We start from the raw sequence: 19,649 nt of genomic DNA on the forward strand, positions 1-19,649 counted from the left end.
ATCTATATTGAGAAAATACTTTGTACAGATCTTTTTTTAAAAGAGAGAAGCACAAATAATGAAGAAAAAGCTTGAACTGTTAAATGAAAATGATTATCATTATTGATAATGGCGGTGTAGCTATTTTCTAATAAGGAGCAAAGACATTGGTTGTAATATCAATCTTATATTCTATTCGTTCATGCTCATTTTCTTATGAATTTTAGAGTTATACCAGAAGCACCAACAATGAGAATAGCGAAAGGTGAGTTGATTTCTGGTATGTGACACCTGCGAGACATTATAAAAATATGCAGGTTCAAGTAGCGGTAAATGGAACTAAGAAAAATAAATACTATCAGCGCAACAAAAAGAATAAATCAAGAACGGCAAGCGAGGATGGCTTGCCGCTCTTGCATTTACACTTAGCTTCATACTTATTCATATTGTTCAACCTTTTTAGAGTATTAACGCTACTCAGTAACAGATCTCTTATATTTTTGATTGAAAAATAACCACTAATGTTTCATTTATTAATATCCTGTCTTTTTAACCAATTTTTTGTATACCCTGAATAAAACATGATCAAAAAAGAGGTAAAAGCGTGCTTATTTTTCATGGAAAACCTGTTCATGGAGCAATTTTTGATATGGATGGGACAATGTTTGATACTGAGAGGTTGCGGTTTCAAACATTGCAACATGCATCTCAAGAACTCATTGGACAGGAATTTTCACACGAATATTTAATGCAATGTTTAGGTTTAAGTGCAACTACTGCTGAACAATTGGCTCAACGTTTATATGGCGTAAATGTTCCCTATAAAGAAATACGAAAAAGAGCCGATGAGATGGAACTCGAATATATTCGAAAACACGGCGTACCGATTAAAAAAGGTTTAGTTCAAGTTTTAGAACGTTTACGAAAATCTGGCTTAAGAATGGCTGTTGCGACTTCAAGCCGTAGAGCAATTGCCGAAGAATATTTAATTAATGCGAATGTTTATAAATTTTTTGATGTGATTACCTGTGGTGATGAAGTCGAACAAGGAAAGCCGCATCCTGAAATCTTTTTAAAAGCTGCTAGTCAACTTCACTTGGATGCTAACCAGTGTCTTATGTTTGAAGATTCTGAAAATGGTTTAACTTCAGCTCACACCTCAAAAGGTTTAACCATTTTATTAAAAGATATTAAAGAACCAAATGACGAAATGCTGGACAAAGCACATTTTTATTATGATCAGATGTATGACTTGTTAACTGATCTCGACCAATTTATTCCTGTTATGGATATGCCAGAGATGCAGGAGCCTTTTCCGCAAAGCCTAAATCAACTGACGGTTGGAATACATGGTTTCGGCGCTATTGGTGGTGGTTATATAGCGCAAATTTTGTCACATTGGGATGGGTACACAAAACCAAAGAGAATTATTGCTTCAACACGTAATAGTCTTTTTCGAGAAGCTGTGAATGCATTTGGAACTTATAGTATTCGCTATGGACAGTTTTCTTATGATGAACGTATTGAGAATATGACCATTGTTGATTCTGACAATGAACAACAAATGTTAGAGATGTATACACATTCAAGTTTGATTGCACTTTGCTTACCTGAGCAAGCTATAGAGGCTGAGTCAAAAATAATTGCAAAAGGATTATATGGACGTTTTAACTCGCCCCTTGAAACATGTATTGAACCGCTAACTTTTCTAATTATTTTAAATAAAGTCGGTGCGAAATATTTGGTTATGAAGCATCTTAGAGAAGCTCTACTAGAGTTAACTAACGATGAAGACGTAACTGAGCATATTTTAAAAGAACATTACTTTTGCGACACCGTTGTAAACCGCATGGTTTCAAAGCTATCTAATCAAAATTTATATCGCCAACTTCGCATTAAGCATCACTTTCTTGAACAGCATTTATCTGATGTCGAGCATGAAGAACAAGTCGAAATTGAAGATTGCAATAAACTGTCCCAAGATCAGCAAAATCAGGCATCTTTATATGTTGATAACATGCGCCGTAATTTCCAGCCAGGTCATATATTACAAAGTATGGACCTAATTCTGTTTCATAGCGAAACGGATATGCCAATTTATGTAGAAAAAGGCAGCCCTTTACTCGAAAAGTTACGTCAAGTTGTCTTGGTTAATCAGATTACAGATATTCAATTAATCAAAAACCGACTATGGAATGGCGTGCATGCCATGCTTGCTTGGTACGCATCTTTACTAGGTTATGAATCTATTGGTGTTGCCATGGGTGATCATTCAGTTAAAGCCTTTGCAGAAAACTTAATTAGAGAAGTAAAGCAAGGGCTTGCAATTGTATTACCTAACTATGCAAAAGATTTGGATCGTATGGCACAAAGCTTTCTAGACTCATGTGAATATGCTTTTAAAGACCCTTGTCAACGAGTTGCTAGAGATCCACTTCGCAAATTAACTCATAATGAAAGAGTAATTGCGTCAATTGGGGTGAATATAGGTCATGATTTGCCTTATAAAAACCTATTAAAAGGCGCTGCGCTAGGGTATGCCTATGCGATTCAATATTTAGAAATTGAAGAGGCTGATGCGATTAAACATTTACAGCAGCAAATTCAGAAATTGGATATGAGTACTGCCCAAAAAAGACAACTTGAAGTTGAGTTAACGCAATTAGTTCAATATTTATTTTCTGAACAAGGCAAACAGCCTTTAAATATGAATATTACCAACGCCAAAAGTACGCGTACTCAGTATGCTTAAGTTCGTTTAAATAATTAATGTTCTACAACGGAAAGGTAAACATGCTTTAATACGAAAATTGAATGATTTTGAATTAAAGCTGTGCTGCTAAAACCTTCCACGTTCATGATGCCAACATCTATACGGGATTATCCCGAATGGCATCTTGGGCGCCAAAATTATGCTTTATGGTATTTAGAAATTAATGATCAAAAAGTAGTTGATTATTTAGATACCTTGCGCGCGCATTTTTCAGAATTCTTATTAGAACCCAATAGCCGTCAATATCATATCACGCTGTTTATATGCGGATTTTTAAAACACGAAACCAAAATCTATTGTGATGACTTTATTTTTAGTGAATTTGAGCAGCAAAGGGAAATTTTAAGAAAAGAAGATTTTGCTCCGTTTCATTTAAAAATTGGTTTAGTCGATAGTTTTAGTAGTGCTTTATTTGTAGAAATCCAAGACACCGAAAATATTTTATCTCTAATACGGCAAAAGTTAGGTTTAGTTTCTAATGAAATTGCGGCTTTAGAATATTGTCCGCATATTACATTGGGGTTGTATAAAAAAGACTATAGTAGTGATTTGATTTTACATAAAATTTCTGAATTACCTGTACAATACAAACACGCTGAATTTGATCTTAAGATCGAGCATTTAACTTTTGGTTGTTATCAAGCTCAAACTTTACAAGGTAAGTTATATCCATCTCAGCATTTGTTCTTAGGTGATTCATGTTGCAACTGATTTTGGGTGGAGCCCGTTCTGGCAAAAGCCGACTGGCTGAACAAACAGCAATAAATACGCAATTAGCTGTGACTTATGTTGCTACGGCGCAAGCGCTTGACTCAGAAATGCACAGTCGAATTGAACACCATCAAAATCAGCGTCCTGCTCACTGGTCTTTGGTTGAAGAACCATTATTTTTAGCAAAAGCTATGCAAAAAATTGATCGACCTAATCAAATTATTCTGGTGGATTGTTTAACACTTTGGCTAACCAATTTGTTACTTTTAGATGATCAAAGTGTTCAACAACTTGAGTGTGAGCAACTATTAAAAGTTTTACCTACGCTTGAGTCAGAAGTTATTTTAGTAAGTAATGAAACGGGTTTAGGCGTTGTGCCACTCGGTGAGATAAGTCGACGATTTGTCGATGAAGCTGGCAGACTACATCAAGCTCTAGGGCAAATTGCAGATAAGGTTGTGTTTTGTGTGGCGGGTTTTCCAATGATTTTAAAAGGTGAGAAATAAAATGAACTGGTGGTTAGAGTCTGTACAGCAACCAAATTTGGACGCAAAACAACAAGCAGAGCAACATCAACTCCAACTCACAAAACCTACTGGTGCCTTAGGTGATTTAGAACTGATAGCAGTTAAACTTGCCAGTTTACAGTCAAATGCACATCCACAAGTTAGCCATCCCTGGATTACGATTTTTGCGGGCGATCATGGCGTGGTTGAAGAAAATATCTCTGCATACCCTCAAGCCGTAACTCGTCAAATGCTGCAAAACTTCACAACTGGCGGGGCAGCAATTAGTGTCATTGCCAAATATCATCAAGCTCATTTGCAAGTGATTGATTGCGGAACCGTAGGTGAAGCGTACGAATACGCAGGCGTTGAACGTCATTGTATTCGTGCTGGTACGGCAAATTTTGCAAAACAAGCTGCAATGAATGCAGATGAATGTCGTGCTGCTTTAGAGTTAGGTAAAAATAGTGTAGACACAGCTAAAGCCGACGGTGCAGATATTTATATTGCGGGTGAAATGGGAATTGGAAATACTTGTTCTGCTTCTGCCGTAGCATGTCTTTTATTAAATGATACTGCCGAACAATTAACTGGAGTAGGGACAGGAATTGGTGCCGATCAGTTAAGACATAAAATTGAAGTAATCGAACAAGCAATTGAACTTCACCATAAACATGTTACTGGTGATGCATTCAAAACATTGTGTGCTGTAGGTGGATTGGAAATTGCAGCAATTGTAGGTGCTTATATTCGATGTGCACAGATGGGCTTACCTATCATTGTAGATGGTTTTATTAGTTCAGTAGCTGCTTTATGTGCGGTACGAATGAACCCTAAAGTACGTGACTGGATGTTGTTTGGCCATCAATCGGTAGAGTATGGTCACCGCCGTATTTTACAAGAACTCAATGCAGAGCCGATTTTAAAAATGAATTTGCGGTTAGGTGAAGGCAGTGGTGCAGGTACCGCCTTAGCATTAGTTAAAATGGCATGTGTATTACACAACCAAATGGCTACCTTTGCTCAAGCTGCCGTAAGCGGGGATAAAATTGGGTAAATTCAGAATTGATTTGCTCAGACATGGCGAGAGTCAATATAGCCATACTTTACGTGGCCATTTGGATGATGAGTTAACGGAAAAAGGTTGGCAGCAGATGCAGTCAACCATTGAACAAGTTGCAAATCAGTCATGGGATGTCATTATAAGTTCATCATTAAAACGTTGTGCTTGTTTTGCTGAGCAACTTGCAAAGACAACTCAGCTATCTTTACTTTTAAACCATGACTTAAAAGAAATGTATTTTGGTGAGTGGGAAGGTGTCTCAACTCAGCAAATTTATGAAACTTCACCAGAATTACTGGCAAATTTTTGGCAAAAACCGAGTCAGTATTGCCCACCTCGTGCAGAAACATTAATGCAGTTTCAAACAAGGGTTCTTAAAGGTTTTCAGGAACTACTCGTAGAAATGCAAAACCAAAATTGGCAAAATGCATTGGTTGTTACACATGGTGGTGTGATTAAGCTATTGGCTTGTTTGGCTGGGCAATACCCTTTAGATGATTTACTGAAAATGCCGGCAGAGCTTGGGAAATTATATTCATTCGAATTTTCTGAAACAGGTGGTCAATTAACTTTCATGTTGAGATAGCACTTTTATACTTCTATACACATGTAAGTTATTATTTTTATAAAGATATTTGAGTGTTTGTAATAGAACTGTCATTGCTAAAAATTAAGCTATTGGCATTTCTTATTAATCACTCATCTGGCTTATGAATATTTTATTTAAAACGACTGTGCTCGCAGCATCATTATTACTTGTGGCTTGTAACAATAATTATGATCAAGACATTCAAACAACTGCCCCAACAAATTCATCAAAATATTATCAAACTAAAACACCTTACCAGCCACAACAAGAAATAAAAAACTATGAACAAGCACCCAATGGGTTCCAGCCAGTTTTTACAGAGTTAGTGGCACGTCACGGTTCAAGAGGCCTCTCAAGTCTAAAATATGATTTGGCACTTTATAATTTATGGAAACAGGCAAAAGCAGAAAATGCCTTAACACCATTAGGCGAACAACTGGGTGCAGATTTAGAAGCAATGATGAAAGCCAATATCTTATTAGGCTATGGCGTGGAAGGAATTCGCCAGTATGGTTATGGAAATGAAACCATGACTGGTATTTTAGAACACCGTGGCATTGCAGATCGTTTATTACAACGCTTACCAAGTCTTTTAAATTCGCAAGGATCTATATTGGTACAAAGTTCTGGAGTGGATCGTGCAGTAGATAGTGCTAAATTCTTCACGGCTGAACTCATTCAACAACAACCGCACCTTAACGATAAAATTGTGCCAACGTCTTATATTGATTTATCGAGTGCAAGCGTTCCAAGTGTTGAAGATGGTGGGGTTGATCGTTTTAAACTTTATTTTCATAGTTTGAATGCAGATGAAGATTTAACTCAGCCATTGAGTCCTAATCAACAAAAAATTTATGATGCTAGTCAGGCCTATCAAGATTTTGAAGAAAATAATAAAGATTTAGCCCAAAAGTTAGATGAGTTATCAAAAAATACAGCAGCTGAAAAAACTGCCCAAACTGTACTTAATCCGATTTTTAAAGCAGACTTTATTAAAAAAATGGGTACAACAGGTTATAACTTTAGCAATACCGGATCCTTTACGGTAACTTCACCAAAAGGTGAGCAAATTACAGAAAAAGGTAAGGGTAAAAATACAATTGCCAGTGCAGTTGATGCAGCAGCTTATATTTATGAGCTCTATTCAATTTCTGGTGGCATGAAAGATGAGTTAAAGGGTATCGATTTTGATAAATATATGCCGTTATATGCTGCAAAATTCTACGCTGAATTTAATGATGCAAACGATTTTTACGAAAAAGGTCCAAGTTTTACAGAGTCAAATCAAGTCACAAGTGAAATTGCTCAAGGACTTAAACAGGATCTGTTCCAACAAGTTGACGCCGTAGTGAATAAAGCTCAGCCTTACAAAGCAGTTTTACGGTTTGCCCATGCTGAAATTATTATTCCTTTGGCAACGAGCCTAGATTTACATAATATGATGCAGCCTTTACCACTACGTCAGACTTATAATTACTCAACCAGCGCATGGCGCGGTGAAGTAGTTTCACCTATGGCGGCAAATGTCCAATGGGATATTTACCAAAATAGCCAAGGCAATACTTTGGTTAAAATGCTTTATAACGAAAAAGAAACTTTGTTCAAATCTGCATGTAACTATGCACGTTATACACCAACTAGTTTTTACTACGACTACATTAAATTGAAACAGTGCTATCAAATTCAATAGATTTTCAGTTTTTGGAGTCTTTAATGGGAATAGGGATTGCTATTCCCATTTTTATTTATTCATAATCCAATTTGCTTTTAAATATAGATCAGTTAGAGACTTGGATATGACACCTTTTTGGATTGCATTGCAATTTTTAACTGTTCTGCCTATTGAGTTAAAGACAATGCCGACGGGGCAACAAAATGGTCGAGCTATTTTGTTTTATCCACTGGTTGGGCTGATTATTGGTGGGATTCTATTTTTTATTGCCTTTCTTTTTGCCAAATTACCCGTTCTTTTGCTTGCTGCCATCATAATGACTTTATGGATTTGGCTGACAGGGGGATTACATTTAGACGGGCTAGCAGATACGGCAGATGCATGGGTAGGTGGTTTTGGAGACAAACTACGTACTTTACAAATCATGAAGGATCCAAGTTGTGGTCCAATTGGCGTGCTAAGTTTAGTTATTATTTGCTTGCTCAAGTTTGTACTGATTTATGTGTTGATTGAACAACATCAAACGTTATTTTTAGTCTTTGTTCTCGTAGTAGGTCGTGTTGTGCCATCTATTCTGTTTTTAACTACACCATATGTCCGTGAAAAAGGTTTAGGTCGTTCGTTGACTGATCATTTACCTAAAACGACTTCTTGGATAATAGCTGGGTTGGTTCTGCTATTGGCTTTATATTGGGAATGGCAAGGGCTTATTGGCATCATTGTGTTTTTAATTAGCCTTGTTTATTTAAGGCATCTCTTTATTAAAAGAATTGGAGGTATTACAGGTGATACAGTGGGGGCAGCGATTGAGCTTAGCGAAACCGTGCTGCTTTTTGCTTTTGTCGTGAGTTATTTTTATTTATAGCTAGATAAAGGTTTGTGGCCAAATTGATGACCACAAACTTAAAGTTGATTAATCACCAAAGTGATAGCGTAGACCTAATAAATAAGTACGTGGTGCAGCTGGTGTATAGCTCACTTCATTATTACTAAAAGAAGTACTTTCAGCATAATGAGTATCTGCCACATTTAAAATCTGACCATATACCTCATAAGCTTTTTTACGATAGTTCGCACGAAGATTGAGTACTGTGTGTCCGTCATATTTTTGTGTATTAGCATCATTAATCCAATATGAACCTACATAGATACCTTCTGCTGAAAGTAGTAGTTCTGGAATTGGTTTAATTTGATATTCCAGCGTACCAAAAGTTTTTGGGGCACTCGGCATATCATTACCACTATAGTCGATAGTGGATGATGGCTGAAATTGTTCATAACGATGGTGAGCCCAGCTACCTGATAGTTTCAGTTTTTGGTCAAGCTGATCGGAAATTTGCCAAGTTGCACCCACTTCAATACCTTCGTGACGAGTTTTACCCGCATTCCGTGGTTCACGGCTATTATCTGGCTTGGTATAACTAATTACTTCATCTTCACCATTTAAACGATAAAGCGTAATTTCACCGTCCAAACGATCATTCAATGTTTTAAAGCGAATACCTGTATCAATATTGGTAAAAGTTGCTTCAGTCAAATTTGGTGTGACTAAATTTGCGCCGTAAAGGCTACTAACTTCTGGTGGGACAAAGCCTTGTGACCAGTTTGTATAGAAGTCAATTTGTGGTGTTACGTTCCAAATTGCACCTAGTTTCGGACTGGCCTTATGAAAGTTTCGCGTTTCATCAGGTGCGCCCGTAACATTAGATGGAGTTAAATTATTTTGATAATCATAACGAATCCAGTCATAACGAGCGCCGCCGACTAAGTTTAAAGTAGGTAGAGCTTGCCAGTTAGCTTGGGCGTAGATTGCTTCATTATCAACATCGACATCAAAATCACGTAAAAGTTTTCGCTGTTTAAAACCGGTATAAATACGGGTAACTGGATCTCGAAAAACTTCAATGTCATTGGTTCGACCTTGGGTCGGAGAATGCTCAGCCATGCCACCGACAACTAACTTAACTTGGCCTAGCGTTGCTGAATGCTGTAAGTTAAGCCCATAGGACTGAAAACTATTGTATGTTGTTTGTCCGCTGTATGTTCCTGTTGCAACTCCATCTTTCTTATCTGTTTTTATGTTATAGCTTGGGTTTTGCTCAGTTGTATTGTCTCGATAATATAAAGTAATTTGGCTTTGCTGCTGATCATTCCAGTCATGGCTAAGCTGGGAAGACAATCGAGTTGCATCTACTTCACGGTAGGTAAATGTCTGATAGCTATAGCCAGGGCGTTGACTATAATCTTCAGCATTTAAAATACCTGTCATATCTGCATATAAGTGGTTATAACTAAAAATGTTTTTCAGTTTAGTTGTGTCTGAAATTTGCCAATCATGACGTAAGGTAATGCTTTGTTTATCTGATGCGGCATGATCTTGCCAGCTATCACCGCGATCACTGGCATAGGCAGAAATTCTTAAACCATGTGTTCCGTTGTTTGTATTAAAAGTATCAGATGCCCCTACATCTACACGGCGATAACCTTCGCTACTCGCACTCAGGCCAATATCAGCTGTTGGTGTTGTACTTGGCGCCTTTGTTAAAAAATTAATAGTTCCGCCAATGGCATTGCTCCCATAAACACTACTCGCAGGTCCACGCAAAATTTCAATATTGTCCACGCCAGCCATATTCATTTCGTATAGGGCATTGTGGTTAAACACGCCTACAGGGCGAATTGAAAGACCATCTTCTAAATATTGATATACAGCTGCGGTTGTCATGGGTTGGCGTATGGACATCATGTGCTGCTCATTACCAAGGTCATTCATTAAAACCCCTGGTGTCTGGTTCACAAGTTGTCCAATAAACATGGCATGTTTATTTTCAATTTGCTCGTTATTAATTTGGCTAATAGCTGCTGGTGTTTTACCGAGTGTTTCACCTTCACGGCTTGCTGTGACTACAATCGTTGCTAAAGTTTTTGTGTCACTATTTGCTGGTGTTAAATCTTCAGCAAAAATAATAGAGCTGGTTGAGGCAGAAAAGCACGCCACACTTAAAACAGATAAGCGGAATTTGAGGGATAACATATTTTGACCCTATAAAAAGCAATAAGTTTTGAGTCCTTGAAAATCAAGGATGGTAAAAGTTGCGTTTTACAGAGCAGCAGGTGGAGCGTGTTTAATCGGTAAAATATAGAACGTAGGGGGAAGTTCTAGCTGTATTGTCCATGTATGGCACAGGCATCGTACACGGGTAAACCAACGTAAAATTAAAACAAAAATCAAAGCAATTAAAGGAATTAAAATTGCTGCATCTAGACCATGCGTACAAAGTGGACAATGCTTCATGATTTGAGTAGCTAGAGCAAAGACTTCTTGAGCATGCGAACTATGAAATTTATCTTGAACAGATTCCATCTGGTGATGGGCATGTGAAGAGTGATGCTGCTGAGTATTGAAATTTTGCTGGTGAAATGGATGCTCTAGTGTGACTGGCTGACAGTGACTAGGCATGGTGTATAACTCAGGTACGATGCCAATTTGCACTAAAGTAGGCAAAAAAATGTGCCATAGTAAACACAGCAAAGTGATAGCACTTAAAAGCGTGCGCCACTTCAGCAAATGTTGACGAAAACTCAGCACCATATTCTAGGCGGTCGTAGTGGAAAAGCTCGCCGAAGTATAATCAAAAAAGAAAAGTCATCATAGCTAAATTCCGACAAAGAAAAATAAAAAAGCCCTCAAAAATGAGGGCTTAATTGATTTTCTTAAAAAGATGTATTAACGATTTGGTAAAACGTCTTTTAAAGATTCATGCATTTCAAGTAATGTTTTTTCAGTCGTTTCCCAGTCAATACAGCCATCAGTCACTGATTTACCATATTCGAGATCACAAAGATTCTCAGGAATATCTTGGCGGCCGCCTTTTAAGTGACTTTCAACCATAAGACCAACAATTGACTTATTACCATCTAAAATTTGTTCAGTAATATTTTTAAGAACAAGTGGTTGTAAGTACGGGTCTTTATTTGAGTTTGCGTGGCTCGCATCAATCATGATTTTAGTGCTAACTTTTGCTTTTGCTAAAGCATTTTCTGCTTCTTCAACAGAGCCAGCATCGTAGTTTGGCTTGCCATTACCACCACGTAATACTACGTGTGCGTAAGGGTTACCGCTTGTATTAATAATCGAAACTTGTCCGTCTTCATTAAGGCCTAAGAAGCTATGACCATATTTAACAGACTGCATCGCATTGGTTGCAACAGTTAAACCGCCATCTGTACCATTTTTAAAACCTACTGGTGATGATAGACCAGAAGACATTTCACGGTGAGTTTGGCTTTCGGTTGTACGTGCACCAATTGCAGACCAAGAAATTAAGTCTTGGTAGTACTGCGGAGAGTTCGGGTCAAGTGCTTCAGTTGCACATGGTAAACCTTTTTCATTTAATTCAAGCAAAAGCTTACGACCAATACGTAAACCTTTTTCAATATTAAAAGAGTCATTCATGTCAGGGTCGTTAATGAGACCTTTCCAACCAATTGTTGTACGTGGTTTTTCAAAATAAACACGCATAACTAAATATAGTGAATCTTTAACCTTTTCACTTAATGCTTTTAAACGATCGGCATATTCGTGAGCAGCTTTTGGATCATGAATAGAGCAAGGACCAATAACGACAAACAAACGCTTATCTGAACCATCTAAAATATTACGAATGGTATCGCGACCTTTTAGAACAGTTTGTGAAGCAACATCAGATAAAGGAAGTTCTGACTTAAGCTCAGCTGGTGTTACAAGAGTTTGAATGCTTTTAATATTAACGTCGTCGATATCTGGCTTTGAAACGGAATTTGAATGTGTAGTCATTGCTGTCACTGGTTCGATCATACTAAAGGTTGTTTTGTGTACTGAATATACCATGAAATAATTATGAAAATCCTACATCTCATGGTATTTCAGTTTGGAAAAATCTTATTGATTTTGCTATCTTTCAGTTGAGTTGCTTGTTTTTTCGGCAACTACAGCTTGTTGTTGTACCACAGGTGCTTTCGGTTTTGCTTTGACTGGGTGAACCATAAAGTTAACACCGAGGGCAAATAGGGTAATCCCTAAAATTTTTCGGATTAATCGTTCTGGCATACGAGAACTAATTAGCGTACCAACAATAATTGCAGGAATTGAACCCACCAATAACCACATAAGAAGCGTAAAGTCGACGTTACCAGCACTCATATGTCCAAGGCCAGCTACTAAAGTAAGCAATACGGCATGTACAACATCTGACCCAATAATTCGAATCATTGGTAAGTTCGGGAACATGATCACGAGTGCCATAATTCCAAATGCACCAGCACCGACTGATGAAAGCGTTACGAATACACCTAAGATGATACCCATCACCACGATAAAGCTACGTTTCTTATGGATAGCTAAATGCTCAGTCTCAGTTTGAGTGACTTCTTTACTTCTAAAACGACTAAAGAACTTCTCAATACGAGAGCGGAAAATGATAGATACACCAGTTAAAGTCAGCATAAAACCTAACACCATGGTGAGTACAGCTTTATAGTGTGTTGACTGACTTAAATAATGCTCAAGTACCCATGTAGTACCGAAAGATGCAGGAATACTACCTACTGCTAACCATAAAACAATTGGCCAGACAATATTGAGCTTTCTAGCGTGAACCATTGATCCACAAAATTTTGAAATTGCGGCATAAAGTAAATCGGTACCAATTGCGATATGAGGTTCAATTCTAAAAAGGCCAATTAAAATTGGTGTCATTAATGATCCACCACCAACTCCTGTAATCCCTACACAGAAACCAACTAACATACCCGCTAAGATAAATTCAAAAGCACCAGACATCTTTATCGCCACTTATCACGAAACGCACATATCTTATTCCTTTTAGAGATAAACAGTTGTCATGAATAATGATTTGCTTATGCAAAAAAAAGCTAAGCAATCAAAATATTGCTTAGCTTGTTCTATTTTTCATCATTTTTTAAAGAAAATCTTATTTTGAAGACTTTAGAGGATTAACTAAAAGTATAAGAAGAAAAGTTAATGGCGTTGCAAAGATCCACCAACTGACAAAACCAATTGAAAATTTATAGTGTTGAATAAGAATAAATGCACATAAACCAAATAGCATGAGTGCAGCTATCTTAATGTGTCGGTAATATTTTTGAGCTATCGATTTGAAATGTCCTGTCGATTTCGGTGATCGATATTTTTCACTCGCCATAAATAGTAAATACATCCCTAATAAGATTAAGATGAAAGCTATAAGAATCATGAGCTCACCTCAGTATTTAGTTTATTCAGCTTTTTTTGAATTTTTGCGACAGCTTTATGCTGGATAGGTTGAATTTTGCAGAATATAAAAATTGCTAAAGCTGCAAAGATCCACAAAAATACATCTACACGTGCAAAGGTCCAATAATCTCTGAGGCTTTGAACATACTCATGTTTAAGTAAATAACTTAGATTTAAGATGGGAAGTGCAATACAAAGCATAATAAAAACGCAAAGTTGAGTTCGCCACAAATGCTGCTTTTTAGTGAATAAAGCAATGATCAAGCTGACTAACCAAACTAAGAAAAAACTATAAATTTCATAATTGATCGTGGTTGATGTGACTGTAAACAATCGATTCGCGCTTAAATAGGCGACAGTTGCACAAGGTAATCCAACAAACGCTGCAACATTCAATCGGTCAACTAAGTAGTGCCCGAAATGAAACTTACTATTCTTATTTTGAATTTGTCGTTTAAGACTCCACAGTAATAAACCAGAGGCAATCATTACACAGCCTAAAATGCCTGAGAAAAAGAATCCTAAACGAAGTAAAGGCTGAGCAAATGTCGCCATATGTAGCCCATAGACACCCGCATTTAACGTTGCAATAGGACTATTATTACGTGTGTCTTCTAAGACTTTGCCGGTTGAAGCATTTAATGTAATTTGAGCCTGATTACGGGTAATAGAGCAGTCTTCTTGCTGAATAAATGTAATTTGCGCCTGGTTGGTATTCGGATTTTTTACACTAATCGTTGATAAAGGTTGATTACCCCAACTTTGTTGAACTTGACTCAATAGCTTATCAATAGCTAAGTTTTGAGCAGGCTGAATTGATTGATTCTCAAGCACAGTCTTTGTGCGTATCTCGGTAAAATATTGATAAGGGTTTTCAGGGTAAATCTTTTGCATTCCCCAAGGCAGATATAAATAAAAGAAAATAGCTAAGCCTGTAAATGTAATGGTTAAAAAGAAGGGCAGAGCAACGACTGAAGAAATATTGTGAAAGTCTAGCCATGAACGCTGAGACTTAAATGTACGTAAAGTAAAAAAGTCAGTGAATATTTTTTTATGGGTAATAATGCCCGAAACCAAAGCAATCAGCATAATAAATGCGGCAAGACACACGACTAATCGCCCAACTATTATTGGAATGCCAAAAAGTTGGTAATGGAATCGATAAAAAAAATCGCCGCCTAGAGTTGCCGAAAGTTGAAGTTCTTTTCCCGTGTTAGCATCAAGTGTGGCATTGCCATAACTGCCGTCAGCTTTTTCCCAATACATAGTGTTGACGGGACTTTCTGGTGTAGCAACTGTTAAATACCAAGATTTGGCATCTGGAGCGTTTTCTTGTAAATATTGATATGCTGTTTTAATGGCAATATCTTGTTTTACTTCATATTGTGCAAGTGCAGGCTGCATCCATAAATTAATTTCATGGCGGTAATAGGACAAACTTCCCATTAAGAAAATGGCAAATACGAGCCATCCAAATATTAAGCCAGTCCATGAGTGTAGCCATGCCATAGATTGACGTATACCTTTATGCATAACCCACCATACGCGTCATAAAAAAGAAAAGGGCACACAAAACAATTGATAGCCCAGTGAGTTTCAAAAGTGATTGAACGCAGAAACCAACAATCACAAAGATGACGTAAAATAGAATTGCTATAAATGCTGCGAGATATATAGCTTCAGCTTTGTCGAGGGTCAAAAGGAAAATTCCAATGAGTCCAAGACTTAAATACGCCATACAGGCAAAGCCCATACCGAAAACGAGCAAGAATCGATAGAAAACTTTTATACGATATGACACTGGGAGATTTACAGTTTTGGACATCTTTACTGACACATACACAAAGAATAATAAGTAAAGCCAATCCCTAAATTGGGATTGGCTACGATATTAATATTTAAACTTTACAGCAACTGTATAGTTGGCAGAAGGACCATAAAAAGCTTGGCCATCTGGAAAACTATTTAAATATTTCTTGTCAAAAATATTATTCCCATTTGCCTGAAGCGTAATATGATCGTTGACTTCATAGCTCGCCATTAAATTAACTAAAGCATATGCATCTTGTTTAATCGTACTGTTAACATTTGAATCATATAACTTTATCCCATCTTGCCATTGTAAGCCTGCACCAACTTTTAGCTTCGGTAAAACTGGTGGCGTGTAGGTGGTTAGCACGTTAAGTGTTTGGTTTGGATTATAAGTTCTTGCCTCGCCGCCATTTTTAATATCTTTAATACTAAATTGAGCATAGCCGAAAGAAAGATTCACATTATTTGTGATTTGACCTGATAAGCCGACTTCTACACCTTGTGACTCTAAATCACTCGTTGGTACTTTTCGATTAAGTGGATTTCCATCAGAGCTGCGTAGAGGGTAATTATTTTGTTCAGTTTTAAATACTGAAAGTGTTCCTGTTAAACGGTCATCTAGCCATGAACTTTTTACGCCCATCTCATAGCTTTTACCATCAATAGGTTTTAAAGCTTGATTGGTATCTTTATCAATACCAGTTTGAGGACGGAAAATTGAGGTGTAACTCATATAACCTGTATATTCAGGTGTAAAGTTATAAGTTAGTCCAACATAGGGTGAGACTTTACTTTCACTATATGACATTGGGGAACCATAACTTTCGCCTTTACTTTCAGCTTGGACATAGTTTGCACCAAGTAAAAGTTTTAAATCTTCATTAAGATGTAAGCGTGTCGCAGCATAGATGGAATTAATATTCTGCTTATAGTTTGCAGCTTCTGTGAAATCTGACCAAGTTACAGATTGCGGTGTCCAACTTGACCAATCAGTAGTGGTTGATTTTATAACGTTACTATCGTTAATCGTTCCTGTAGATTGTTTATCTTGCTGATGATTACGTACATAGCTGTAGCCTAAAGATGCTTCATGTTCTCGATTGAAAAGTTTATATGTTCCTTCGAGATTAAAATCGACAGCATGTTTTTCTTGGTGCTCTTGACCACCCCAAGGAGTTAGAGAAACACCTGATCCATCAGCTTTTGGATAACCATAATAATAAAGAAGACGACTATTATGCTTGGTATCAAGATAGTTATAGGTCAGCTTAGCGGTCCACTGATCATTAATTTTTTGCTTTAATTCAACAAAAGCATTTTGTGTTTCATTATCCCAGTGTGCCCAGTCAGGGTTAGGGTTATATGAGCGGTCATATGAAATTTGTTTACCATTGGCATCTAACAAAGGCAGAGCACCCCAGTTGTTTGCATTGGGTTTATTTTGTTCTTGGCTATAACCTGCGGTCAGTAAAGTACTATCTGTCAAATCAGCTTCAATAATACCTGCGAAACCATTTCTCTCTGATGAATATCGATCAAGGTAAGAATCACCAGTTTGCTCATAGCCCATAATACGGCCACGTACTTTTCCACTCGGTATTATTGCGCCAGAGACATCAGCTTCATAACGCTGCGTATCCCAAGAACCATAACTTACACCGCCACTTGCTTGGAATTCTTGAGTCGGACGTTTTCTAATATTGTTGATTGTTGCGCTCGGATCACCGAAGGCGTTAGTTAAAGAATCAGCACCTTTAACGACTTCTACACGATCATAGAAATAAGTATCAGGATTCGTATTGTTATAGTTATAACCTGAGAGGGGAAAACCCACGCCGTCAGTTAATATATTTGAAATCTCGAAGCCGCGAGCCATATAAGTAGTTCGCTCAGTTTCTTGATTAGATACGGTTACACCAGGAGTATTTTTTAAAACATCTCGTGTACTGGTAAGTCCGAAATCTTCAATTTGCTGACGAGTAACGACATTAATAGTTTGAGGAGTTTCTTTAGCCTCAATATTAAGCTTGGTTGCGCTACTTGAGTTCTTAACATTATATGCTTTGGTTTGTTCAGAAGACTGCTCAGCATTTGATGCTTTAACTTGGATCGTCTGTAAAGATTGTACCTCTGAGTCTTGAGCATAAGAGAGGTTCGCATAACAAATCGCACAGGCGATTACAGTAAGCTTAAATGGTCGAGGTGGGATATTCATAAGATTAAGGATAATGTAAATAATTCTCATTTATTTTATTGTTTGTAAATGTAAGCTACAATTCAAATTGCATTGTTAATTTAGATTAAAATATGGTGAATGAATGTAATTTTAGATAGCTTGTGCTGTAGCTGCTCTTGATAAGTACATATAGATCAAGTTCAAGATTGATAAACCTCTATGCTAGAATGCATTATTTCAAATTCTTGGGTAAATCGCCTTGGCAAACCGAAAACTTAAAATAGGCATTGTAGTTGGGGAAGTTTCTGGAGATACGCTTGGTGTGAAACTTATGCGTAGTTTTCGAGAACAAGGAATCGATGCCGAATTTGAGGGAATCGGTGGTCCTCAAATGATTGCTGAAGGTTTTAACAGTTATTACCCAATGGAAACTCTGTCTGTGATGGGGATTGTTGAGGTATTAAAAGACTTAAAAAAATTATTCGCCGTGCGGGATGGTTTAATCAATCAATGGACTCAAAATCCAGTTGATATTTTTATTGGTATTGATGCGCCAGACTTTAACCTCAGACTTTCTAAAAGTATTAAAGAAAAGAATCTTCCAATAAAAACAGTTCAATATGTCAGTCCTTCAGTTTGGGCATGGCGTCAAGGACGTGTTCATGGCATTAAACAGAGTATAGATTTAGTACTTTGCTTATTTCCTTTTGAAAAAGTTTTTTATGAACGATATGAAGTTCCAGCAGCATTTGTAGGCCACCCGTTAGCTAAACAATTGCCACTTGAAAATCCAATTCAAATTGCTAAACAGCAATTAGGTCTTAATGAAAATCAAAAACATATTGCTTTGTTACCAGGTAGCCGAAAAGGTGAGGTAGAACGACTTTTGCCTATGTTGCTTGGAACTGCCAATATTCTGCACAAGAAATATCCAGACATTCAATTTTTAATTCCCGCAATTAACGATGCCCGTAAGCAACAGATTGAGCAGGGTGTTGAACAATTAGCGCCTAATTTAGAAACTGTAATTCATATTTTAGAAAATACAGATAGCGAGTCTAAAGTTGGTCGTATGGTCATGAATGCAAGTGATATCATTGCTTTAGCTTCTGGGACTGCAACATTAGAAGCCATGTTGATGCATAGACCAATGGTCACTTTCTATAAATTGCATTGGTTGACCTATATAATTGCTAAGCTTTTGGTGAAAATTCCTTATTATTCTTTGCCTAATATTATTGCGGGTAAGAAAGTCATTGAAGAGCTGATTCAGGCTGATGCAACACCAGAACATTTAGCCGCTGAAATAGAAAAGCTAATGAATGTTGAGACAGCTCAAATTCAGGTGATGCAACATTTAACCATGCATAAACAACTTATTTCTGGAAATACAGAAGATCCAGTACAGGCAATTTTGCAATGTTTAAATAGCTAATTTTTAAGATTTGATTGGCTAATTGCTTTTAAGCCAGCTAAAGAAAATTTCTTAAAATGCTCAACTAAATCGTGTAATGGCATCTGAGCAATATTTTTAAGTGGCTCAGGTGCTTGAGCATTAGGTCCTGCAATAATGAGCATCATGCAAGGTGTCATCACGCTTAAAATACAAGGCAAAACAGCCGGATCATTTTCATCTAAACCAGCAACTTGACTAATGAGCTTACGAATAAGAAAAAATTTTCTCATGCCTGCAAATTCAATAAAATTTAATAAATGCTCAGAAGGTGAAAAGAGTTCACGAATAAAGACTTTGCCATGCCAAACATCTTTTTCGGTTAATTTATGAAGCAAGGTCTCAAGTAATAAGCTTAGCTTTTCTTCTGGTGACTGAGTGCTTTCAACAAGTTCTAGTAAATATTTTTCATCTAAATAGTGAGCTTGGGCTTCCACTAACACAGCTTGATATAATCCGTCTCGACCATCAAAGTGATAATTAATTGCAGCCAAATCAACATTCGCAGCGTTAGCAATTGTTTTGTTCGCTGTCTTTGCAAAACTATATTGGGCAATTAAAGGTCCTGCTGCCTCAATAATTTTGGACTTGGTTAAGTCACCATCACTTCGTCTAGATCTGGACATATTTAACCCTAATTT

At 37.1% G+C, this 19,649-nt stretch carries 18 protein-coding genes; 9 read left to right on the top strand and 9 right to left on the bottom strand.

What is annotated here, in order from left to right; translation table 11 throughout:
- Window positions 1-583 precede the first annotated feature (583 nt).
- The 7 genes from mtlD (at window position 584) to ODQ17_RS00915 (ending at window position 8,158) form a co-directional block, all read left to right on the top strand.
- The gene (mtlD, locus tag ODQ17_RS00885; protein WP_322901097.1) at window positions 584-2,731 is read left to right on the top strand and encodes a bifunctional mannitol-1-phosphate dehydrogenase/phosphatase; all 2,148 of its coding nucleotides are present in this window, start codon (window positions 584-586) and stop codon (window positions 2,729-2,731) included.
- A gap of 105 nt (window positions 2,732-2,836) precedes the next feature.
- Window positions 2,837-3,463 carry a 2'-5' RNA ligase family protein gene (locus tag ODQ17_RS00890; protein WP_322901099.1) on the top strand — a complete coding sequence of 209 codons (627 nt, stop codon included), beginning with the start codon at window positions 2,837-2,839 and terminating at the stop codon, window positions 3,461-3,463.
- Entirely contained in the window at window positions 3,451-3,969 is a 519-nt protein-coding gene (gene cobU / locus ODQ17_RS00895) for a bifunctional adenosylcobinamide kinase/adenosylcobinamide-phosphate guanylyltransferase (protein ID WP_322901100.1), read from the top strand. The genes ODQ17_RS00890 and cobU overlap by 13 nt, the downstream gene beginning before the upstream one ends.
- A 1-nt stretch (window position 3,970) precedes the next feature.
- The gene (gene cobT, locus ODQ17_RS00900) at window positions 3,971-5,026 is read left to right on the top strand and encodes a nicotinate-nucleotide--dimethylbenzimidazole phosphoribosyltransferase (protein WP_322901101.1); all 1,056 of its coding nucleotides are present in this window, start codon (window positions 3,971-3,973) and stop codon (window positions 5,024-5,026) included.
- On the top strand, window positions 5,019-5,618 hold the full coding sequence (locus ODQ17_RS00905) for a histidine phosphatase family protein (RefSeq protein WP_322901103.1): 600 nt from the start codon (window positions 5,019-5,021) through the stop codon (window positions 5,616-5,618). The genes cobT and ODQ17_RS00905 overlap by 8 nt, the downstream gene beginning before the upstream one ends.
- A 124-nt stretch (window positions 5,619-5,742) precedes the next feature.
- Entirely contained in the window at window positions 5,743-7,311 is a 1,569-nt protein-coding gene (locus ODQ17_RS00910; RefSeq protein WP_322901105.1) for a histidine-type phosphatase, read from the top strand.
- Between the two features lie 106 nt (window positions 7,312-7,417).
- Entirely contained in the window at window positions 7,418-8,158 is a 741-nt protein-coding gene (locus ODQ17_RS00915; RefSeq protein ID WP_322901107.1) for an adenosylcobinamide-GDP ribazoletransferase, read from the top strand.
- A 48-nt stretch (window positions 8,159-8,206) separates the two neighbouring features.
- On the opposite strand, the gene ODQ17_RS00920 is transcribed toward ODQ17_RS00915, so the two are convergent.
- The 4 genes from ODQ17_RS00920 to ODQ17_RS00935 form a co-directional block, all read right to left on the bottom strand.
- On the bottom strand, window positions 8,207-10,327 hold the full coding sequence (locus tag ODQ17_RS00920) for a TonB-dependent receptor (protein WP_322901109.1): 2,121 nt from the start codon (window positions 10,325-10,327) through the stop codon (window positions 8,207-8,209).
- 66 nt (window positions 10,328-10,393) lie between these two features.
- Window positions 10,394-10,885: a hypothetical protein gene (locus ODQ17_RS00925; RefSeq protein ID WP_322901111.1), complete on the bottom strand. Its 492-nt coding sequence runs from the start codon at window positions 10,883-10,885 to the stop codon at window positions 10,394-10,396.
- Between the two features lie 135 nt (window positions 10,886-11,020).
- Window positions 11,021-12,130, bottom strand: a complete 1,110-nt coding sequence (locus tag ODQ17_RS00930) for a 3-deoxy-7-phosphoheptulonate synthase (protein ID WP_151826400.1) — start codon at window positions 12,128-12,130, stop codon at window positions 11,021-11,023.
- A gap of 96 nt (window positions 12,131-12,226) precedes the next feature.
- Window positions 12,227-13,114, bottom strand: coding sequence for a sulfite exporter TauE/SafE family protein (locus ODQ17_RS00935; RefSeq protein ID WP_049836553.1), 888 nt, complete (start codon window positions 13,112-13,114; stop codon window positions 12,227-12,229).
- Between the two features lie 61 nt (window positions 13,115-13,175).
- Here ODQ17_RS00935 and ODQ17_RS00940 point away from each other — a divergent pair, with 61 nt between their 5' ends.
- A complete protein-coding gene (locus ODQ17_RS00940; protein ID WP_322901115.1) occupies window positions 13,176-13,274 on the top strand; it encodes a hypothetical protein in 99 nt (32 codons plus the stop codon).
- On the opposite strand, the gene ODQ17_RS00945 is transcribed toward ODQ17_RS00940, so the two are convergent.
- From ODQ17_RS00945 to ODQ17_RS00960, 4 genes are all read right to left on the bottom strand, one after another.
- Window positions 13,266-13,547 carry a DUF1634 domain-containing protein gene (locus ODQ17_RS00945; RefSeq protein ID WP_322901117.1) on the bottom strand — a complete coding sequence of 94 codons (282 nt, stop codon included), beginning with the start codon at window positions 13,545-13,547 and terminating at the stop codon, window positions 13,266-13,268. The genes ODQ17_RS00940 and ODQ17_RS00945 overlap by 9 nt on opposite strands.
- Window positions 13,544-15,100 (bottom strand): PepSY-associated TM helix domain-containing protein, encoded by a 1,557-nt coding sequence (locus ODQ17_RS00950; protein ID WP_322901119.1) that lies wholly within the window; start codon window positions 15,098-15,100, stop codon window positions 13,544-13,546. The genes ODQ17_RS00945 and ODQ17_RS00950 overlap by 4 nt, the downstream gene beginning before the upstream one ends.
- Window positions 15,093-15,392: a hypothetical protein gene (locus ODQ17_RS00955; RefSeq protein ID WP_004792597.1), complete on the bottom strand. Its 300-nt coding sequence runs from the start codon at window positions 15,390-15,392 to the stop codon at window positions 15,093-15,095. Before ODQ17_RS00955 ends, ODQ17_RS00950 begins: the two co-directional genes overlap by 8 nt.
- Before the next feature lie 66 nt (window positions 15,393-15,458).
- The gene (locus ODQ17_RS00960) at window positions 15,459-17,594 is read right to left on the bottom strand and encodes a TonB-dependent siderophore receptor (protein WP_322901122.1); all 2,136 of its coding nucleotides are present in this window, start codon (window positions 17,592-17,594) and stop codon (window positions 15,459-15,461) included.
- A 220-nt stretch (window positions 17,595-17,814) separates the two neighbouring features.
- On the opposite strand from ODQ17_RS00960, the gene lpxB reads away from it, so the two are divergent.
- Complete coding sequence (gene lpxB / locus ODQ17_RS00965) at window positions 17,815-18,990, top strand: lipid-A-disaccharide synthase (protein WP_322901124.1); 1,176 nt, start codon at window positions 17,815-17,817, stop codon at window positions 18,988-18,990.
- Here lpxB and ODQ17_RS00970 read toward each other — a convergent pair.
- Window positions 18,987-19,634, bottom strand: coding sequence for a CerR family C-terminal domain-containing protein (locus tag ODQ17_RS00970; protein WP_322901127.1), 648 nt, complete (start codon window positions 19,632-19,634; stop codon window positions 18,987-18,989). The genes lpxB and ODQ17_RS00970 overlap by 4 nt on opposite strands.
- Window positions 19,635-19,649 lie beyond the last annotated feature (15 nt).

This window comes from Acinetobacter sp. IRS14 (assembly GCF_034650275.1).
Classification (GTDB): domain Bacteria; phylum Pseudomonadota; class Gammaproteobacteria; order Pseudomonadales; family Moraxellaceae; genus Acinetobacter; species Acinetobacter oleivorans.